Here is a 19,166-nt window from a genome sequence, read left to right on the forward strand (position 1 = left end):
TGGTGCATTGCAATAATATTGCTTACGGCAATTATTATATTACAACACCACGAAAGGCAAGCCTTCCTTACCCATTATCCCGTTTCACCTGTCCAACTCGCTGTCTCGTCAGACGGCGACCGGCGCGGAAATATGGGCCTGCGGCGCGTAATCTCGCACTTCGAAATCTTCGATGCGATAATCGAAAATAGTCGAAGGCCGCCGATTGATCCGCAATTTCGGTGTGCCGGACGGAATTCGCGACATTTGCTCCTCCACCAGTTCGGCATGGTTGAGGTAGAGATGGACGTCCCCGCCCTGCCAGACCACTTCACCCGGCTCCAGATCGCATTGCTGTGCCAGCATGCGGGTCAGCATCGACAGACCGAAAATATTGAAGGCAAAGCCAAGGCCGAGGTCACAACTACGCTGGAACAGCAGGCCGTTGAGGCGCCCATTGGATACCTGAAACTGATAGGTCATATGGCAGGGGGGCAGCGCCATTTGCGCGACTTCAGCTACGTTCCAGCCGGTGAAGAGCAGGCGGCGCGATCCGGGCGTGGCGCGAATGCCCTCGACCAAATCAGCAATCTGGTTGTGCCCTTGCGCCGCCCGGCGGAACAGGCCGTCGCCAGCCGATTCGTATCGCGGCCAGTTCACCCATTGGGCGCCATAGACCGGGCCAAGATCGCCCCATTGCCGTGCGAAATCCTCATCCGCGATGATTCGCGCCTCGAATCCGTCACGGTCGATGTCCTCGCCGGTCGCCTTGCGATAGGCGTCGAGCGGCCAGTCGGTCCAGATATGCACATTCTGCTTCACCAGTTCGCGAATGTTGGTGTCGCCGGTCAGAAACCACAGCATCTCCCGCGCCGCGACCTTCCAATAGACCCGCTTGGTCGTCAGCAACGGCACGGCATCGTCCGCCAGCGAGAATCGCATCGTCGCGCCCAGGATCGAGCGGGTGCCTACGCCGGTGCGGTCGACCCGTTCGTCGCCATGGCGCCAGATATGCCGCATGAGGTCCAGATATTGCTGCTCATAATGAGGGACGGACGAAGAAGGCATATCGATCAAGGCAGGTTCCTGGCAGTGCGAGTCTGGATGGATCGGCTGTAGCCCAGCCGGGAAGATGCGCCAATCTTGCCGTCATTATGGAGCAAGCATGCCGTGATCCCAGCCGGAATGGCGCAGCTTGTTCTGGCGGTGCTACCCGTCGACGCATCATGCTGGCGGCATGACGGATCGCGATACGCTTTTTCTCGCCCTTCTTGACCCCGACTGGCGACCGTTCGGCGTCATTCCCCTGCAACAGGACTGGAGGGCGGCATTTGGCCGGTTAATTGCGATGGACGGCCACTGGCTCGCACTGATCCAGCAGCGGTCCGATGCCACATCCTCCCTGCCTCGTCCCGACGATATCATGCTGACACGTTTACTGACACGCCGGCTGCGGCCGCTCAACATGCACCTTGCAGATCATGTCATCCAGGCCGGACCAGCCCGTTTCAGCTTCCGCGCGGCGGGTCTGCTCTGATGATTTTGCGATCATTGCAAAAAAACGTCATTGCCCGCTTGCCAGCCCGGAAAGCCGCCTCTATAGGCCCACTCCTGCCTTACGGGGCCGCCCACAAAGCGGCTTCGGCATCGGTCGGGGAATAGCTCAGCCTGGTAGAGCACTGTCTTCGGGAGGCAGGGGCCGGAGGTTCGAATCCTCTTTCCCCGACCAACTTTCTTCACAGGAAGAAGCGATAAATCAGCGGGATGGCACAGCCATCACCGCCGATTTTTTGCGTCTGCTCTCCGTCCAGTTGACTCGATTTTTCGACAGATGACATTTGTCGAAAGTATACGGATGGTTCTTGTGCATCCGTAAAAGATGTTTGACCCCGCCTCTCCGGGTCGCAATGATCCCGCCATCACACCGGTCCGGCCCCAGCGCCGTCACCCAATTACAATCCGACCCGCGCCATGCGGGCATAGTCAGGCAGGAGACTTACCTTGCATAGACGCGATTTTCTGGCCTTTGGGGCCATGGGCGTGGGTGGCCTTGTCCTCCCCTCCATGTTCGGCAAGGTCATCGCCGCCGAGGAACTGAACAGCGCCATCGACGTGGCGGTGAAGAAGAGCCTGGCCGATACCGCGATGAACGCCGCCAAGAGCGCGGGCGCATCCTATTGCGACGTGCGCGTCGGCCGCTACCTGCGCCAGTTCGTCATCACCCGCGAACGCAATGTCGAAAATATCGTCAACACCGAATCGAGCGGCGTCGGCATCCGTGTGATAGCCAATGGCGCCTGGGGCTTCGCCGCCACCAATGAAATGACAGCCGACGCCGTGGCCAAGGCCGCGCAGCAGGCGGTTGCCATCGCCAAGGCCAATGCCCCCGCCCAGACTTCCCCGGTCCAGCTTGCCCCGACCAAGGGCGTGGGCGAAGTGAGCTGGAAGACGCCGATCGTCAAGAACGCCATGCAGGTGCCGATCAAGGACAAGGTCGCGCTGTTGATGGACGTCAACGCCGCCGCCATGGATGCTGGCGCGGACTTCATCAACTCCATCCTGTTCCTGGTCAACGAGCAGAAATATTTCGCCAGCACCGATGGCAGCTATATCGATCAGGACGTCCACCGCATCTGGGCGCCGACCACGATCACGGCGGTCGACAAGACCAGCGGCAAGTTCCGCACGCGCGAGGGTCTGTCCGCCCCCATGGGTCTTGGCTATGAATATCTGGATGGCGCCGCTAGCGGCAAGACTGTGCTGCCCAACGGCGTTGTCGTTTATGGCAATAGCTATGACATGAAGGAAGACGCCATCGCCGCCGCCAAGCAGGCGCGCGCGAAGCTGAAGGCGCCTTCGGTCAAGCCAGGCAAGTACGACCTGGTCCTCGATCCCTCGCACACCTGGCTCACCATCCATGAATCGGTCGGCCATCCGCTCGAACTGGACCGCGTGCTGGGTTACGAAGCCAATTATGCCGGCACCAGCTTCGCCACCATGGACAAGCTGGAAAGCCATTTCCAATATGGCAGCCCCAATGTGAACATCGTCGCCGACAAGACCCAGGTCGGCAGCCTGGGCGCGGTCGCCTATGACGATGAAGGCGTGAAGACCAAGAAGTGGGATCTGATCCGCGACGGCAAGCTGGTCGGCTATCAGGCGATCCGCGATCAGGCCCATATCGAGGGCAAGAAGGAATCGGACGGCTGCGCCTATTCCGACAGCTGGTCCAATGTACAGTTTCAGCGCATGGCCAATGTGTCGCTGGAGCCGGGCAAGGCCAAGAAGAGCGTCGCGGAGATGATCGCCGGTGTCGAGGATGGCATCTACATCATCGGCGACGGCAGTTTCTCGATCGACCAGCAGCGCTATAACGCCCAGTTCGGCGGCCAGCTCTTCTACGAGATCAAGCAGGGCAAGATCACCCAGCAGATCGAAGATGTCGCCTACCAGATCCGAACCCCGGAATTCTGGAACGCCTGCACCGGCGTCTGCGATGCCAGCGATTATCGTCTGGGTGGCTCCTTCTTCGACGGCAAGGGCCAGCCGGCTCAGGTCTCCGCCGTGTCGCACGGGTCATCGACCGCGCGCTTCAACGGCATCAACGTCATCAACACCGCGCGTTCGCTCGGCTGATCGTTTAGGGAGACAGTATAATGAGCATCCTCACCGAAGCGCAGTCCAAGGCGATCCTGACCAAGGTCGTCGCGCTGTCCAAGGCGGACGAATGCACCGCCCAACTCACCGGCAAGATCCAGGGCAATGTTCGCTTCGCCCGCAACGACGTGTCGACCGCCGGCCTGACCGACGATATCGAACTCGCCGTGCAGGTCGCCTATGGCAAGAAGGTCGGCACCGCCACCATCAACCAGTTTGACGACGCCTCGCTGGAGCGGGTCGTGCGCCGCGCCGAAACGCTGGCGCAGCTGGCGCCCGACAATCCGGAATTCATGCCCGCCGTCGACAAGCAAGCGTACAAAGCCAGCCCGACCTTTGCGCAGTCGACCGCCGACATCACCCCGGCCTACCGTGCGCAGGTCGCCAAGACATCGATCGACGCCTGCAAATCGCAGAAGCTGATCGCGGCCGGCTATCTGGAGGATAATCAGAGCTTCACCGCCATCGCCAACAGCAAGGGCAATTTCGGTTACCAGCGCTCGACCATGCTGGATTATACCTGCACCGTCCGTACCGAAGACGGCCGGGGTTCCGGCTGGGTCGGCACCGACACGCAGGACGCCACCCGCTTCAAGGCGGACAGCGATATCCAGATCGCCATGCGCAAGGCATCGGCCTCATCCGAAGCCAAAGCGCTGGAGCCGGGCAAATATACCGTCATTCTGGAACCGATGGCGGCCGCGGGCCTGATCGGCTTCATGTTCTACTTCTTCGGCGCGCGCGAGGCGGACGAAGGCCGCAGCTTCCTGTCAAAGAAGGGTGGCGGCAACAAGCTGGGCGAACAGGTGTTCGGCCCGCAGGTCAATTTCTACACCGATCCGTGGGATCCGGTCGCGCCGTGCGAACCGTGGGACGAGGATGGCCTGGCCCGTCAGCGCATGGACATGGTGAAGGCCGGCAAGGTCGTGAACCTGAACTATAGCCGCTACTGGGCCAGCAAGCAGGGCAAGCCCGCCGCCGGGCAGATGGGCAATATCCTGATGACGGGCGGCGACAAGTCGACCGCCGATCTCGTCCGCTCGACCGAGCGTGGCGTGCTCGTCACCCGCACCTGGTATATCCGCATGGTCGATCCGCAGACCGTGCTGCTGACGGGCCTGACCCGCGACGGCACCTTCTATATCGAGAATGGGCAGATCAAATATCCGATCAAGAATTTCCGGTTCAACGAAAGCCCGGTCATCATGCTCAACAATGTGGAAGAACTGGGCAAGCCAGTCCGCGTGCCGCCGGACGAAGTGTCGATGAACATCGTCGTGCCGCCGATGAAGCTGCGCGATTTCACCTTCACCTCGCTGTCGGACGCGGTGTAATCCTGCTTCCTCTGCTTCCCTTTTCCGTCATCCCCACAAAGGCGGGGATCCATCTCTCGCCCTATTCCCTGTCGAAAGGTCAGGAGATGGGTTCCCGCCTTCGCGGGAATGACGAAAGGGATAATGGGGCAGTCTCGGTCCCCATGCCCATCAATTTTCCAGGCCTATGACACGCAGCGAATTTCTTCGGTTGATGGCGGGTGGTCTGGCCAGCACATTGCTGGCCCGGCCGCTCGCTGCCGAAGCTGTGGGTGGCTACGACTTCTGGTTCACCCGCCTGCGCTATGACAGCGGCGACTGGGATGTGGACCAGCGCACACCATCCAACATCATCACCTCGCTGATCGACTACACCACGCTGCGCGTCGATCCGAAGGAGCATGTCATCGCTCTTTCAGACCCAAAGATGCTGACCGCGCCCTTCTGCTACATGGCGGGGCATAAGCTGGTCGAGTTTTCGCCGGCAGAGCGGCGCAATTTCGAACGCTATGTCCGCAATGGCGGCTTCGTCATGGTGGACGATTGCAACCATGACATAGACGGCCTGTTCGCCCGCTCGTTCGAAGCGCAGATGGCGAAGATTTTCGGGCCGAAGGCGCTGAAGGAATTGCCGAAAAGCCACGGCCTCTACCGCAGCTTCTTCAAGTTCGACGGCCCGCCCAATACCGGCCTGGAACTCAATGGCTGGGGCGACGACCTCGTCCACGAATATCTGAAGGGGATAGAGGTGAACGGGCGGCTGGGCGTTCTCTACAGCAACAAGGATTATGGCTGCGAATGGGATTATGACTGGCGCAACAAGCGCTTCCTGGCCGAGGATAATACCAAATTCGCGGTCAATATCGTGATGTACGCGCTGTCGGTGTGACGGTCCCCGCCTCTCCTCTTTCCGCCTTTCGTCCAGCAAGGGACATGACATGACCAACCTCACCGAAGCCGACATCCAGACCCGCCTTGACGCTCTGACCGGGCTGCGCGCCGCGATCGGACAGGCGATCGTCGGACAGGGCGACGTCGTGGAACAACTCCTGATCGGCCTGCTGGCGGGCGGCCATTGCCTGCTGGAAGGCGTGCCGGGTCTTGGCAAGACATTGCTCGTCCGTTCGCTGGGCGAAGCGCTCAAGCTTGATTTCCGCCGCGTCCAGTTCACGCCCGACCTGATGCCTAGTGATGTCCTCGGCACCGAATTGCTGGAGGAGGATCATGGCACCGGCCATCGCAGCTTCCGTTTCCAGCAGGGGCCGGTGTTCACCAACCTGCTGCTGGCGGACGAACTCAACCGCACCCCGCCCAAGACGCAGGCCGCCCTGCTGGAAGCGATGCAGGAAAAGACGGTCAGCTATGCGGGCGTCACCCATGTCCTGCCCAAGCCCTTCTTCGTGCTGGCAACGCAGAACCCGCTCGAGCAGGCCGGCACCTATCCTTTGCCCGAAGCCCAACTCGACCGCTTCCTCCTGCATATCCGCGTCGATTATCCGACCGAGGCGGAGGAGCGCGCAATCCTGGCCCAGACCACCGGATCGAAGCCCGCCGCCGTCCCCGCCGTGATGCAGGGGGAGGAAGTGCTGGCGCTGCAAGCCCTCGTCCGCGACGTGCATTTCAGCGACGATCTGCTCGATTGGGTCACGCGCCTCATCCGCGCCAGCCGCCCCGGCGAAGGCATGGCGGAGGATATTCGCAAATATGTGAAATGGGGCGCGGGCCCGCGCGCCGGCCAGTCGTTGATCCTGGCGTCCAAGGCGCGTGCCCTGCTGCACGGCCGGCTCGCCGCGACACGCGACGATATCGCCGCGCTTGCCGTGCCGGTAATGCGCCATCGCCTGCTCCTGTCCTTCGCCGCCGAGGCGGAAGGGCGTAGCGCCGATGATGTGGTCGCCGCCCTCGTCCGCGCCGTTCCGCTCGCCTGATCCATTCCGCCATGGTCGATCTTCTTCCCCCCGATGTGCGCAGCCGCCTTCGCGGCCTGCGCCTCGTCACGCGCCGGGCGGTGGGGTCGCACGGCATCGGCCTGCATCAGAGCCACAGTCGGGGCGCGGGTTTGGAGTTCGCCCAGTACCGCGCTTACGAACCGGGCGATGAACTGCGCCAGATCGACTGGAAACTCTACGCCCGGTCGGACAAATTCTTCGTGCGGGAGGCCGAGCGCGAAAGCCCGGTCGCGGTCTGGATAATGATCGACGCCAGCGCCTCCATGGGCCAGGGCGACGCGCCGCGCCCCGATTACAGCCGCCTCGACGCCGCAAAGAGCATCGCCGCCGCCATTGCCGAACTGGCGATGCAGCAGGGCGACCGTTTCGGCTTCATGGCACTGGGCGATGGTGGGCTGGCGCTGCTGCCACCCGCCACGGGCCTGCGCCAGCGCGATCGGCTCCTGCTGGAATTGCTGAATGTCCGCCCGGCGCGTGGTTTCGCACCGGAAAGCCAGTTGGGTCCGGTCTGGGAGCGGATCGGCGCGCATGATCTCGTTCTTCTACTCTCCGACTGTTTCGATGAGGGCGCGGTGGCGCTGGCCGAGAAACTGTCTTCGGCGGGACGCGAGACATTGGTGATCGAGATGCTGACCGTTGCCGAGCGGGATTTCCCCTTCGATGGCGGCTATCGCTTCCGCGACCCGGAAACCGGCGAGGAACTGCTGGCCGATGGCGCCGCCCTGCGCGGCGAATTTCTGGCCCGCTTTGCAGACGCGCGCGATGCGCTCCACGCGCGGCTGGACGCGATCGGCATCCGCCATGCGGTGCATTATCTCGATGAGCCTGTCGACCTGCCGCTACGCCGTCTGTTCGCGGCGCAGGGCGCAGCTGAATATCAATGAGCATGGGCCTGCTCTTCCCGGCGGCGCTGGTTGCGCTCGCGGCTTTGATCCTGCCGCTCATCATCCATATCGCGCGCAAGAGCGAGCAGGTACCGACCGACTTTGCGGCGCTGCGCTGGCTGCGGTCGCGGCCCAAACCCCGGTCGCGCCTGCGTTTCGACGAATGGCCGTTGCTGCTGCTGCGCCTCGCCCTGCTGGCGCTGGCGGCGCTGTGGCTGGCGCAACCGCTACTGTTCTGCGCTGGCAACGACCGATCCTATGTCGCGGTGGTGCCGGGCGCGCAGATTGACATAAAGGCGCTTGGCGAAGCCCGTGGCCACTGGCTCGCCCCCGGTTTCCCGAAGATCGACACCACCCGGCCGACCGGCCCACTGCCCATCGCCAGCCTGATCCGCCAGCTTGACGCCGAACTTCCGGCCAAGACGCCGCTCACCATCATTACCCCGACCATCCTGGACGGCGCCGATGCCGACCGTCTGCGTCTGTCGCGCAAGGTGACGTGGCGCATTAGCGGCGGCGCCATGGCCTCAGCCCGCAAGGCCGCGCCGCCGCCCATCCTGTCCATCCGCCATGATGCGGATCATCGCGCGGCTTTGCGCTATATCGGCGCGGCGGCCCTCGCCTGGCAGCCCGCCAAAAGAGACAGCGAGTTGGACAGTAAAGCGACGAACGCGCCACTCCCTGACAAGGGGCATATCCTCGTCTGGCTGGTGGGCGGAACGATGTTGGACAGCGTTGTCGATTGGGTGAGGCAAGGCGGCACGGCGGTCGTCGCCAACGATGTAAGGCTGCCCGTCGATCAGGCCATGATGCCGGTCTGGCGCGATGCACAAGGGCAGCCGCTGGCCGAAGCAATGGCGCTGGGACAAGGCCGCCTCATCCGTTTCACCCGTCCGCTGATGCCCTCTCAGATGCCCGTGCTGCTGGCCCCCGACTTCCCGGAGCAATTGCGCACTCTGGTGGCCCCTGCCGCCGCACCGACCCGCGTTGCCGCCATTGACTATGCCCCGCTCACCGGTGGTCGTGCCTATGACCAGCCGCCGCAGCCCCTCCGCCCCCTGCTCGCGATCCTGATCGCGCTGCTGCTGCTGGCGGAACGCTGGGTCGCCACCCGTCGCAGCCGGAGCATCGCGCCATGAGCGGCGACGCGCTGTTCGCCCACTGGGTCGCGCCCGCGCGCCGCCGCCGTTTTGCCGATACGCTGGCGCTCGCCCTGCCGCTGATCCTGGCGCTGGCCGTTATCGGCTGGCGATCGGGTGGTTTCCTCGCCGCCACCCTCGCCGCAACTGTCTCACTCGCTGTCGCACTGGTCGTCGCCCGTCAGCGCATGGTCCGTTTCGACCGCCCCTGGCTGATCCGCAGTCTCGACAGGACCCGCCCTGAACTGGAGGATAGCAGCGCCCTCCTCTTCACTGAGGACACGCCCGGCTCACCGCTGCAATCGCTCCAGCGCAACCGTATCGCCGCCCGCCTCGATCAGGGCGCGCCGCAAGACTTTGTGCCCAACTGGTCGACGCGCCTGTTCCTGCTCCTCTGCCTCGCTTGCGCTGCGCCGATCGTCGCCGTCCTGCTTTGGCCTCGTTCGGGCGAAGGGCCACCGCCCCTTGCCCCCAGCAGCGAAGGCCTGCCCGCAAAGCCCGGCATCCCCCGCCTCGTCGCGCAAAATCTGCGCATCATTCCGCCCGCCTATACCGGCCTGCCGGTGCGCGATTCCGCCTCGCTCGACGCTCGCGTCCCGCAAGGATCGCGGCTGGAATGGACGCTGCGTTTCGATCCGCAGGCGCATGCGCCCAAACTGCTGATGCTGGCCGGCCAACCGCTCGCGCTGCGCGCGGATGGCGCCAACTGGATCGCCAGCCGCAGTGCCGACGCCGCTTTCCTGTATCGCGTCATCCCCACCGCCGAGCGCGGGCCGACGCCGCCGCTCCACCGTGTCGACGCCATTGCCGATGCCCCGCCGCAGGTGAAGGCTCTCACCGACAGCCTGACCATGGTGAAGCCGGGACAGCGCAGCTGGTCGCCGGCTTTTGCCGCCACCGACGATTATGGCGTCGCTGCCAACGGCCGACTGCGCGTCACGCTGGCAATCGGCGAAGGCGAGAATGTGACCTTCTCCGAGCGGGAAATCCCGGTCGGCGGCAGTGGCCCGGCCCGCGATCGCCGCTTCGCCCCGCGCCTCGACTTTTCGACCTTCGGCTTTGCTGCGGGTGGCGACATGGTGGTGCAACTGATTATCCGGGACAATCGCGCGCCCGATCCGCAGGAAGTGCGCGGCCCCAGCCTGATCCTGCGCTGGCCGTCCCCGAAACAGCCTGAAAGCAGCGGCCTGACCGGCATGGTTAACACCACCCTGCCCGCTTATTTTCGCAGTCAGCGCCAGATCATCATCGACATCGAAAAGCTGCTGAAGGAAAAACGCAGCTTCGCCCCCGACCGTTACCTCTCGCGTTCGGCCGCCATCGGCGGCGACCAGCAGATCTTGCGTGGCCGCTACAGCCAGTTCCTCGGCGGTGAGAATGAAAGCGCACCCGAACTGCCCACCGCCGACGGCGAAGCCCATAGCGATGGCGATGGCCATGACCATGGCCCGCCGGTATCGACGCCCAATGTCTTCGGTGAAAAGGAAGATGTGCTGGCGGAATTCGGCCATCCGCATGATGAAAGCCCGGCATCCAGCCTCGATCCCGAAACCCGCGCGATCCTGAAACAGGCGGTCGATGAAATGTGGCAGTCCGAGCGCGAACTCAAGACCGGCCATCCCGACGCCGCCCTGCCCTATGCCTATAAGGCGCTGCGTTTCATCAAGGAAGTGCAGCAGGCAACCCGCATCTTCCTGTCGCGGGTCGGGCCGGAACTGCCACCGATCGACGCCAGCCGCCGCATGACCGGCAAGCGCGAGGGGCTGGCGAGCCGGACCCTGCCGGTCGCACCGATCGAGGGCGATGACGGGCCAGCCGCCGCCGCATGGCGCGCCTTGGGCGAGGGACCGGGTGCCATTCGTGGCCCGATCGCCCTGGATGCGCTGGCAGGCTGGGTGCGTACAAATGCCGCACGCTTGCCCGATGCTCTCGCCCTGACCGGCGCGATCGACGGCGTGCGCAGCGATCCCGCCTGCCGGCAATGTCGTACCAAGCTGCGTGCGCTGCTGTGGACGGCCATGGAGCGAACTGCGCGGCCGGCACGGAGACGCCCGGCCGATGCCGCCGGAACCCGCTATCTGAACGCGATCGGGGGGACGCCATGACCATGGACATCGCCATTGCGCTGATCCTGACGCTGGCCACGCTGCTGGGCTGGGTCAGGCTCTGCCTGTGGCATCGGTCGGCGCAAGCGTCCGGCCAGGCATCGATCGCACGGACCGTCATACTGGCGCTGCTCCAGCCGGTCTGCGCGGGGCTGCTCTATCTTGCGCTATGCCCGCCATCGGCAAATGACGGCGCGACCAGCCTGAAGATTGCGACGACAGGCACGCCCCTTCTGGCGGGTGCTCAGGACGGGGCGCCGCTCATCCTGCTGCCCGAAGCACCGACGATCGGCGGCGGTGAGGCCGTCCCGGACCTCGCCACCGCCCTGCGCCGCCATCCCGGCGTGACGATGATCGAGATATTGGGTCAGGGCCTTAGTCCGCGCGACATGGACGTGGCCCGGACTGTGGCGGTACGTTTCGATCCGCCGCCGCTGCGGCCGGGGATCACCGCCATCGCGCCGCCGGCGACGGTGGCACCGGGCGGTCGCTTTCTGGTTGGCGGAACGCTGCATGGATTGCCTGGCGCCACGGTCGAGTTGCTCGATCCGGCGGGACGCGTGACCGATAGCGGCATGGCGGGCAAGGATGGCCGCTTCCTGCTGGCAGGCACGGCGCGGGCGGCCGGCACGGCGGACTTCCGGGTGCAGGTGCGATCGGGGCGACGGATCGTCGAGCAGGCCGATGTTCCGGTGTGGGTTGCCGAGAGCGCTCGCCCGAAGCTGCTGATCCTGGCCGGGGCGCCGGGGCCGGAGGTCAAATATCTGCGCCGCTGGGCGAGCGATGCCGGCTTCGACGTCACCACCCAGATGAGCGCGGGCGGCGGCATTGCGCTGGGCGACGCGCCGGTGTCGCTGGACGTGGGCAGCCTGCGGCGGTTCGACGTCGCGATCGTGGATGAACGCAGTTGGCCCGGCGCGCGCGGATCGCTGCTGGCCGCTGTCCGGGGCGGCATGGGACTAGTGCTGCGCGCCGGTGGAGCGGTCGACGGCGCGACCCGATCGCAATGGCAGGCACTGGGCTTCAGCTTCAGCGGACCGGGTGGCGTCGCCCCGCTGGCCTTGCCCAAATTGCCGGACCAGGCAGTTGCGCGCACGCGCCATGGCATTGGCAGCGCGGATGTGCCGGCAGACATCGCGCTGCCGGAAGAATTGGCGCCCGATGTCAGCCGGTTCGGCCTGACGCCCGGCGGCAGTGATGCCGTGCCCTTACTGGAGGATGCAGGCGGGGTGAGGCTGGCTGCGTGGCGGGCTATCGGCGCGGGGCGCGTCGCCCTCTTCACGGCGATTGACAGCTATGGCCTGACCTTGACCGGCCGCAGCGATCTCTATGCCGACTGGTGGAGCACGCTGCTGGGCACGGTCGTCCGGTCGGCGCCAGTCAGCCGCATGGCAACCGACACGGTCTGGGCCGGCGAGCGCATGACCTTGTGCGGCCTGCCCGGCGAAGCACGGATCGAAGCGCCCGAGGGCCAGCAGGCAACCATTTTGCCGGTCGCTGGCTGTGGCGCCTTCTGGCCCGACAAAGCCGGCTGGCACATGCTGCGCGTGGCGGGAGAGACGCGCCCCTTCCATGTCCAGCCTAGCGCAGCACTACCAGCCATGCGTGCCGCGCGGGACCGGCAGGCGATGGCCATGCTGCGCAATGATGCACCGCTCGCCGCGAAGATTGCGGCGCGGCATATGTCCAACTGGTTCTGGTGGCTGGGCTGGCTGACGGCCAGCGCCTTGCTCTGGTGGCTGGAACGGTCGCGACTGGGGCGCCCCGGTGCCCCTCAGCCCGCTCTTGCAACGGTGCCATCCGAGTCATAGCAAGGGGATAGGGCCGTTCGGCCCGCAATGGGGGTTAATTCGATGCGCTTTCCGTCGGCGACCAGTGGTTGCCTGCTTCTGCTGTCCGCGTCCGTGGCAGCCTTGTCCATCGCCGGTGCTGTTCCCGTTGCCGCACAAGGATTGCAAGCCACACCCCAAGCCCCCGTGCAAACGCCGGTCGTCCTGCGCGAAGCCAGCCCCGACTGGCTGGCCGCCCGCACCCTGCCGACAATGTCGGCCGACCAGATGGCCCATGCGCAGGATGGCGTCGCCTTCCTCCTGACCGACTGGCAGGTGCGCGGCACGACGGAGGGCTATGACAGCTATTATCGGATCGCCAGCAAGGTGGTGGATCGCAGCGGGCTGGAGGAAGCCGGGCGCATATCGACCAGCTATGACCCCGCATTCGAGACGGTTGCCCTGAATTTCGTCCACATCATCCGCGACGGCAAGATTATCGACCGGACGGCAGACGCCAGTTTCCGCGTGGTTGAACGCGAGGATGATCTGGACGACGGCATCATCAGCGGATCGCTGCGGGCGATGGCCACGCTGAAGGATGTCCGGGTCGGCGACATCGTCGATTATGGCATGACCCAGCATGTCCGCACCGCGCTGTGGCCCGGTCAATATTTCGCGAGCTTCACGGACCGCTTCTCCGAACCACTGGGGCTGCGCGCGATCCGCTTCCTATGGCCGAGCAGCCAGCCGATCCGGTTCAAGCCGGTCAACAGCGACATTGCCTTCACCCAGCAAAAACAGGGCGACATCACGGCTTGGGAATGGATCGGGCGCGACCGGCCGTTCGGACCGGGGGAGGATGACGTGCCCACATGGCACCCGCAATATGGGCGGGTCGATGTGTCGACCATGGCCGACTGGGCCACGGTCGCGCGCTGGGCGTTGCCGCTTTATGCCGGCGACGACAGCCTGACGCCGGACTTCGAACAGAAACTGGCGGATATCGCGGCCCGCTGGCCCAAGGCGCAGGACCGGCTGACCGAAGCCAGCCGCTATATCCAGGACAATATCCGCTATGTCGGCGAGGAAATGGGCGAGGGTTCCTACGTCCCGCGCCGGCCCAAGCTGGTGCTGGAACGCGGCTATGGCGACTGCAAGGACAAGAGCCTGCTGCTGGCGGTAGCATTGCGCCGTCTCGGTATCGACGCGGTGCCGGCGCTGGTATCGACCCGGCCGGGGCGCGACTTGCCCGATCGACTGGCGTCACCGCTGATGTTCGACCATGTCATCGTGCGCGTCGCGATCGACGGGCAGACGACATGGATCGACCCGACCGCCACCCATCGCGGCGGGCGGGGTCTGGCTATCACGCCGTCCAATCTTGGCTATGCCCTGCCAATTCGCGACGGGCAGCAGGCGCTGGAGAAGATGGAAGGCTATGCCGCCCGCGCCGGCGCCATGGATGTGGTGGAACGCTATGATGTGGATGAGGCGGCAGCGACCGCGCTGAAACTGCGCGTCGAGACGCGCTACAGCGGCGGCATGGCCGACTGGATGCGTGGACGGATCGCCTCGCAATCGGCGGCGAAGATGGCGCGTGGCAATCTGGAATTTTACCAGAAACGCTTCCCCGGCCTGGCGGAAGGCAAGCCGCTGGCGATCAGCGACGATCGCGATGCCAATATCGTGATATTGGGCGAGGATTACAGCCTGTCCAAGGCCGAGTTCGACAAGGGCAAGATCCTGTCCGACCTCAACACCAACGCCTATGCCGTCGCCGATCTTCTTCCCGGCAAGCAGGTTGGCGCCCGTCTCCAGCCGCTCTATTTGCCGGCCAATGTCAACCGCAACCAAGTGATCGAGGTCCATGCCAGGGACCGCCGCCTCTGGACACCCGACGATATCGACATGCAGGCCGATGGCGTGCATTTCACCCGCAAGTCGGTCCGCGACGGCGACGGGGTGCAGATGACGTACCGGCTGGTCAATGATGACAGCAATGTGGTGCCCGCAGACAGAGCGGCTGCGATTTATGCCATCAGCGACAAGATCAGCGACGAAAGCGGCCTGCGCTTCTTCATCGACAAATCGTCGCGACCATCGGAAACCATGGGCGCGATCGATCCGTCGGAATTGCAGCCCTATCGCACCGACCTCGACAAGATCATTGCGCTGACCGGCGAGAAGAGCGATCAGGCATCGCGTATCGAGGCATTGTCGATCATCAATCGCATTGCCGACAAGCCCCCGCGCCCGTCCGCCGTCGCCGGCCTGTTCGATGGCCTGAAGGGGCTGATCCTGACCAGCCTGAGCCGGGCCGCCCCGGCCAAGGCCGCGTTGCAGTCCAGCGTCGAACAATATCAGGGCAATGCAGACATGATCCGCACCCTGATCGCGCTGCAACTGAACAGTGACGAACCGCCGGTCGTGCTCAAGACGATGCGAATTGCGCAGGACAAGCAGCCCGACGTGATCCGGCAATTCGATCTCGACTGGATGAAATATCTGTCGCGGCGCATCAGCGACATGCCCGCCGACAAGCGGCAGGATGCGCGCGATGAACTGTGCATCATCCTGATGGCCGCAGGATGGCAGATGGACCCGCGCACCGATGAAGGCCTGAGCGCCCTGGGCGGTGCGATCCGGGCGCAGTTGCGGCGCGGCAATCTGGCCGAAGCGCGCCGGCTGATCGCGTTGCAGCCATCCCCGGACACGCTGACCGGGCTGGCGATGGACAAACGCTATCAGGCGGTCTGGCCGGATCTGGCGAAGGGGCAGGCCGACGGGTTCGCCGGCAGCATCGCCCAGTCCGTGAGCATGGCGCGGACGGCGGCGGCCAAGGCGCCGGAGGATTTCGGCATGGTCACCGCCCTGATGCGGGCGCTGCGTACCGCCGGCAAATCGCAGGAGGCGATCAGCGTCGGCAAGAAACTGGCTGGCGAGCGCGAACGGATCGAGGCGACGGGCGAACCGGCCTTCTGGTTCGTGAACGAATATGCATCCGTCCTGGCCGATGTGGGCCGGCATGCCGATGGCATTGCCCAGATGGACGCCGTGCTGGCGCTGGGAATCGAGCAATATCCCGCTCTGGTATCGCAGCTCATCAACCGGGCGGAGATGTTCAACCATGCCGACATGCCCGACCGTGCTCTGGCGGCGATGACCGAGGCGGACGAGAAATATGCCGGCAAGGCCAGCCAATATGGCAAGATGTGGATGTGGGCGGGCAAGGCCTGCGCCTTGCGGACGCTCAATCGCCCCGACGACGCCAAGATGCTGGACGAAAAGCTGGCGGCGACGCGGGACGACAATATATCGGCGGTGACCATGGCGGCGGCCTGCCGCGGCGACCAGCCGATGATCGAGACGCTGCTGGTCGAACGGCTCGACAAGCCGGATGACCGGGCGTCGGCACTGGGCCTGTTCGTCCGGTCCCGTCAGGCGCCGACGCCGTCGGCCTTCGACGCGCGCCTGCGCGGGGTGATGGACGCCGCCCGTGCCACACCGGCGGTGCAGGCCAAGCTGAAGGACGTCGGCCGGGTGGTCGATTTCGCCGGCAGCAAGACCTATTGGGGCGACTATTGATCCATCCCGGTCAGTCGAGCACCGATCAGTCCGCCATGTAGAAGTCGCGCAACGCCCGCGCATCATGCAGGGCGTTGTGCGGCACGCGGCTGTTGGCCGCCGCGCTGAAGCCCGCCGCGTTGATAAGTTCGAGGCGCAGGCCGAAATCGACCCCGGCCATCCGCCCCGGCCCCGTCACCAGCAGCGCGCAGAAATGGGCCAGATCCTCCGGCCAGTCGGCGATGATGACAGGATCGCTGTCCCCTTCCAGATAGGCAGCGACATGATCGGCCGCTTCGACCCGCCCCAGTTGCAGGTCGATGGCGGGCGGCACATGGCGCAGATAGGGGACGACATGCTTTTCGACCCACGGTTCGATCTCTTCAGGCAGCGGCAGGGAGACGTAGAATTCCTCGTCCCCTTCATGCTCGGGAACCAGCGCCACGCTGATAAGCGTGCCGCCAAAGCCGTTAAATTCGGTGTCGAGGAAATAGCGCATGAAGGAAGAAACTGCCTGCCGTGATAGGATGATGCGTTGTCGGGTGCCTGTAGCATTTGCGTGACGGATGCCAAGCTGCCATGCGCACCCCGCGCGACAGGCTGTGCGATAGATTGGAAGGACGTGACATGATCCCGCGGGAATATCTGGATTCGGCACAGGTGCCGGGCGGGCAGGAGTTGAAACTCTATCGGCGCGGCGCCGATCATATGATCGTGCTGGATCGCAACGAATTGATGAGCAGCCGGATGAGCGGATCGGAAAAGCAACTGGCGCTGATGACGATCGAGCGGCTGCGCGGGCGCAAGGCGCCGCATATCCTGATCGGCGGCTATGGCATGGGCTTTACCCTGCGCGCGGCGCTGGGCGTGCTGGACAAGTCGGCGAAGGTGACGGTGGCCGAACTGGTGCCCAAGATCATAGAATGGGCGCGCGGGCCGATGGTCGACCTGATGGCCGGATGCCTGGACGATCCACGCGTCAACCTGCTGATCGACGATGTCGTGCCGGTGATCGCCGCTGGGCATGGCAGCTATGACGCGATCCTGCTGGATGTTGACAATGGGCCGGACGGACTGACGGCGGCGGCCAACGACCGGCTCTATTCGCGGGCGGGGCTGCAAACCGCCAAGGCCGCGTTGAAGCCGGGCGGCATATTGGCGGTATGGTCGGCCGGGTCGGACGATGTCTTCGCCAATCGCCTGCGCAATGCGGGCTTTCTGGTGGACGAAGTGGCGGTCAAGGCCCGTGACAATGGCAAGGGGCCGCGCCATGTGATCTGGTTCGCGCTGAAGCGGTAGGGCTGGACGCGAGGCGGCGCGTTTCGGCGCGACACATTTCAACGCAACTGGGCGAAGTTCACAGTGTCGTCGGGCAAAATCGGGCAATTGCGCCCGCGAAGCGCTCGCGACGCGCCTGTGACGCGACAGTGATGCGCCATGCGGGTCACAGGAACGCGCCTGTGACGCGCCAACTGGGGCACAGGTGTGCGACGGAAGCGCGGCAGTTTGGCGCCCGGATCGCGACCAATGGGGTTTGGAAATCAGAGGCAGGCAGGTTGGGTTCATCCCCAAGGATAGATCAGAAGAAATCCTATATTGGAAGGATGTTGGAGAGGATGCGACCGGGTGATCGGCATATCCCATTGACATATCCCATGCTGATCCTAGATTGGGATGATCCGGGAGATATGTCTTGCCACAAGCCTCTATATTTCAGAGCAACCGCAGCCAGGCGGTAAGATTGCCTAAGGCGGTTGCCTTTCCTGACGATGTAAAGCGGGTCGATGTGATCGCTCTGGGCCGCACCCGGATCATCACCCCTGCGGGCGAAGCATGGGATAGCTGGTTCGACGGGGAAGGCGTGACCGCCGATTTCATGGCGGACCGTGAGCAACCGGATGATCAGGAACGCGAAGCCTTCTGATGCTCAAATATATGCTCGACACCAATATCTGCATCTTCACGATCAAGAACAGACCGCAGGAGGTGCGCGCGGCATTCAAACGGCATCATGACCAGATGTGCATCAGTTCCGTTACCTTGATGGAACTGACTTACGGCGCTGAAAAATCTGCCGACCCCGAGCGCAATCTGATGAATGTGGAAGGTTTTGCCGCACGGCTGGACGTGCTCGACTATGGCCGGGGGGCTGCCGCCCATAGCGGGCAGTTGCGCGCAGAACTGGCGCGCACGGGTACGTCGATCGGCCCCTATGACCAAATGATCGCTGGCCATGCCCGCTCATGCGGCATGATCCTCGTCACCAATAATCGGCGCGAGTTCGACCGCGTGCCCGGCCTGCGCGTTGAGGATTGGGTCAATGATGCGGAATGAACGGCCGCATGGTGGAATGGCATAACCCGAAAACGGTTGCTTGCTTCCCTTGGGAGAAAAAGCAGTCAGGTCGGAAACGGCCATTAATCACCGTTCAACTGCATGTTATAGCTCACTCATGACCGGACCTTCAGCTTCCCATTGCCGTTCGATCGTTCCACTTCTCTGTTCGAGGGATGGCAAGGAAACGAAAGTCCTTCTCTCGAAGAACCGATTGTTGACGGTTTTTAATATCGCTTGGGGGGAAGACATTGGTGACAGCTTCGAGCATCTGACGTCAAATATCTCGCCGGACGTGGAAAGAGTATCCATCGATCTGTTTTTTACAGACGAGGTGGTGAAGATATTTGATCCTGCGGCTGATACAGTCTTATGGGTGACTGATGGAGTTCCAAACGTCCGCTGATTGATTTTTCTCGTTGGAAACAGGCCTTCCGCTACCCACCCCTGATCACCATCTCGCAGACCCG

The 19,166-nt window shown here is 64.0% G+C and carries 16 protein-coding genes and 1 tRNA gene; 15 read left to right on the forward strand and 2 right to left on the reverse strand.

What is annotated here, in order from left to right:
• Positions 1 to 108 precede the first annotated feature (108 nt).
• Positions 109 to 1,047, reverse strand: coding sequence for a thymidylate synthase (thyA, locus tag ACNHGR_RS06415; RefSeq protein WP_475288345.1), 939 nt, complete (start codon positions 1,045 to 1,047; stop codon positions 109 to 111).
• A gap of 169 nt (positions 1,048 to 1,216) precedes the next feature.
• Between thyA and ACNHGR_RS06420 the strand changes: the two genes are divergently transcribed.
• The 11 genes from ACNHGR_RS06420 (at position 1,217) to ACNHGR_RS06470 (ending at position 16,383) form a co-directional block, all read left to right on the forward strand.
• Positions 1,217 to 1,516, forward strand: coding sequence for a JAB domain-containing protein (locus tag ACNHGR_RS06420; protein ID WP_475284779.1), 300 nt, complete (start codon positions 1,217 to 1,219; stop codon positions 1,514 to 1,516).
• Positions 1,517 to 1,631: 115 nt separating this feature from the next.
• Positions 1,632 to 1,708: transfer RNA gene (locus ACNHGR_RS06425), tRNA-Pro, on the forward strand.
• Positions 1,709 to 1,980: 272 nt separating this feature from the next.
• Entirely contained in the window at positions 1,981 to 3,615 is a 1,635-nt protein-coding gene (locus ACNHGR_RS06430; RefSeq protein WP_475284780.1) for a TldD/PmbA family protein, read from the forward strand.
• A 20-nt stretch (positions 3,616 to 3,635) separates the two neighbouring features.
• A complete protein-coding gene (locus ACNHGR_RS06435) occupies positions 3,636 to 4,970 on the forward strand; it encodes a TldD/PmbA family protein (RefSeq protein WP_475284782.1) in 1,335 nt (444 codons plus the stop codon).
• Between the two features lie 166 nt (positions 4,971 to 5,136).
• Positions 5,137 to 5,838: a DUF4159 domain-containing protein gene (locus ACNHGR_RS06440; protein ID WP_475284784.1), complete on the forward strand. Its 702-nt coding sequence runs from the start codon at positions 5,137 to 5,139 to the stop codon at positions 5,836 to 5,838.
• Positions 5,839 to 5,887: 49 nt separating this feature from the next.
• Positions 5,888 to 6,877 carry an AAA family ATPase gene (locus ACNHGR_RS06445; RefSeq protein WP_475284786.1) on the forward strand — a complete coding sequence of 330 codons (990 nt, stop codon included), beginning with the start codon at positions 5,888 to 5,890 and terminating at the stop codon, positions 6,875 to 6,877.
• 11 nt (positions 6,878 to 6,888) lie between these two features.
• A complete protein-coding gene (locus ACNHGR_RS06450) occupies positions 6,889 to 7,782 on the forward strand; it encodes a DUF58 domain-containing protein (protein ID WP_475284788.1) in 894 nt (297 codons plus the stop codon).
• Positions 7,783 to 7,784: 2 nt separating this feature from the next.
• Positions 7,785 to 8,921 carry a BatA domain-containing protein gene (locus ACNHGR_RS06455; protein WP_475284790.1) on the forward strand — a complete coding sequence of 379 codons (1,137 nt, stop codon included), beginning with the start codon at positions 7,785 to 7,787 and terminating at the stop codon, positions 8,919 to 8,921.
• The gene (locus tag ACNHGR_RS06460) at positions 8,918 to 11,026 is read left to right on the forward strand and encodes a DUF4175 domain-containing protein (protein WP_475284792.1); all 2,109 of its coding nucleotides are present in this window, start codon (positions 8,918 to 8,920) and stop codon (positions 11,024 to 11,026) included. Before ACNHGR_RS06455 ends, ACNHGR_RS06460 begins: the two co-directional genes overlap by 4 nt.
• Complete coding sequence (locus tag ACNHGR_RS06465; protein ID WP_475284793.1) at positions 11,023 to 12,837, forward strand: carboxypeptidase regulatory-like domain-containing protein; 1,815 nt, start codon at positions 11,023 to 11,025, stop codon at positions 12,835 to 12,837. Before ACNHGR_RS06460 ends, ACNHGR_RS06465 begins: the two co-directional genes overlap by 4 nt.
• Positions 12,838 to 13,002: 165 nt before the next feature.
• Positions 13,003 to 16,383 carry a DUF3857 domain-containing protein gene (locus ACNHGR_RS06470; protein ID WP_475284795.1) on the forward strand — a complete coding sequence of 1,127 codons (3,381 nt, stop codon included), beginning with the start codon at positions 13,003 to 13,005 and terminating at the stop codon, positions 16,381 to 16,383.
• A 25-nt stretch (positions 16,384 to 16,408) separates the two neighbouring features.
• Here ACNHGR_RS06470 and ACNHGR_RS06475 read toward each other — a convergent pair whose 3' ends face one another.
• Positions 16,409 to 16,861, reverse strand: a complete 453-nt coding sequence (locus tag ACNHGR_RS06475) for a hypothetical protein (protein ID WP_184265161.1) — start codon at positions 16,859 to 16,861, stop codon at positions 16,409 to 16,411.
• A 128-nt stretch (positions 16,862 to 16,989) separates the two neighbouring features.
• Between ACNHGR_RS06475 and ACNHGR_RS06480 the strand changes: the two genes are divergently transcribed.
• The 4 genes from ACNHGR_RS06480 (at position 16,990) to ACNHGR_RS06495 (ending at position 19,102) form a co-directional block, all read left to right on the forward strand.
• A complete protein-coding gene (locus ACNHGR_RS06480) occupies positions 16,990 to 17,661 on the forward strand; it encodes a spermidine synthase (protein ID WP_475284797.1) in 672 nt (223 codons plus the stop codon).
• A gap of 409 nt (positions 17,662 to 18,070) precedes the next feature.
• A complete protein-coding gene (vapB, locus tag ACNHGR_RS06485; RefSeq protein WP_475288347.1) occupies positions 18,071 to 18,286 on the forward strand; it encodes a type II toxin-antitoxin system VapB family antitoxin in 216 nt (71 codons plus the stop codon).
• Complete coding sequence (vapC, locus tag ACNHGR_RS06490) at positions 18,286 to 18,696, forward strand: type II toxin-antitoxin system tRNA(fMet)-specific endonuclease VapC (protein ID WP_475284799.1); 411 nt, start codon at positions 18,286 to 18,288, stop codon at positions 18,694 to 18,696. Before vapB ends, vapC begins: the two co-directional genes overlap by 1 nt.
• Positions 18,697 to 18,814: 118 nt before the next feature.
• The gene (locus ACNHGR_RS06495) at positions 18,815 to 19,102 is read left to right on the forward strand and encodes a hypothetical protein (RefSeq protein WP_475284801.1); all 288 of its coding nucleotides are present in this window, start codon (positions 18,815 to 18,817) and stop codon (positions 19,100 to 19,102) included.
• The last annotated feature ends 64 nt before the right edge of the window (positions 19,103 to 19,166 follow it).

It is taken from the genome of Sphingobium sp. RS1 (assembly GCF_056156825.1).

Bases quoted from the DNA above. Each gene is read 5' to 3' on its own strand.
- thyA (WP_475288345.1), bottom strand. From the start codon at position 1,047: ATGCCTTCTTCGTCCGTCCCTCATTATGAGCAGCAATATCTGGACCTC.
- ACNHGR_RS06420 (WP_475284779.1), top strand. From the start codon at position 1,217: ATGACGGATCGCGATACGCTTTTTCTCGCCCTTCTTGACCCCGACTGG.
- ACNHGR_RS06435 (WP_475284782.1), top strand. From the start codon at position 3,636: ATGAGCATCCTCACCGAAGCGCAGTCCAAGGCGATCCTGACCAAGGTC.
- ACNHGR_RS06440 (WP_475284784.1), top strand. From the start codon at position 5,137: ATGACACGCAGCGAATTTCTTCGGTTGATGGCGGGTGGTCTGGCCAGC.
- ACNHGR_RS06445 (WP_475284786.1), top strand. From the start codon at position 5,888: ATGACCAACCTCACCGAAGCCGACATCCAGACCCGCCTTGACGCTCTG.
- ACNHGR_RS06450 (WP_475284788.1), top strand. From the start codon at position 6,889: ATGGTCGATCTTCTTCCCCCCGATGTGCGCAGCCGCCTTCGCGGCCTG.
- ACNHGR_RS06455 (WP_475284790.1), top strand. From the start codon at position 7,785: ATGGGCCTGCTCTTCCCGGCGGCGCTGGTTGCGCTCGCGGCTTTGATC.
- ACNHGR_RS06460 (WP_475284792.1), top strand. From the start codon at position 8,918: ATGAGCGGCGACGCGCTGTTCGCCCACTGGGTCGCGCCCGCGCGCCGC.
- ACNHGR_RS06465 (WP_475284793.1), top strand. From the start codon at position 11,023: ATGACCATGGACATCGCCATTGCGCTGATCCTGACGCTGGCCACGCTG.
- ACNHGR_RS06475 (WP_184265161.1), bottom strand. From the start codon at position 16,861: ATGCGCTATTTCCTCGACACCGAATTTAACGGCTTTGGCGGCACGCTT.
- ACNHGR_RS06480 (WP_475284797.1), top strand. From the start codon at position 16,990: ATGATCCCGCGGGAATATCTGGATTCGGCACAGGTGCCGGGCGGGCAG.
- vapC (WP_475284799.1), top strand. From the start codon at position 18,286: ATGCTCAAATATATGCTCGACACCAATATCTGCATCTTCACGATCAAG.
- ACNHGR_RS06495 (WP_475284801.1), top strand. From the start codon at position 18,815: ATGACCGGACCTTCAGCTTCCCATTGCCGTTCGATCGTTCCACTTCTC.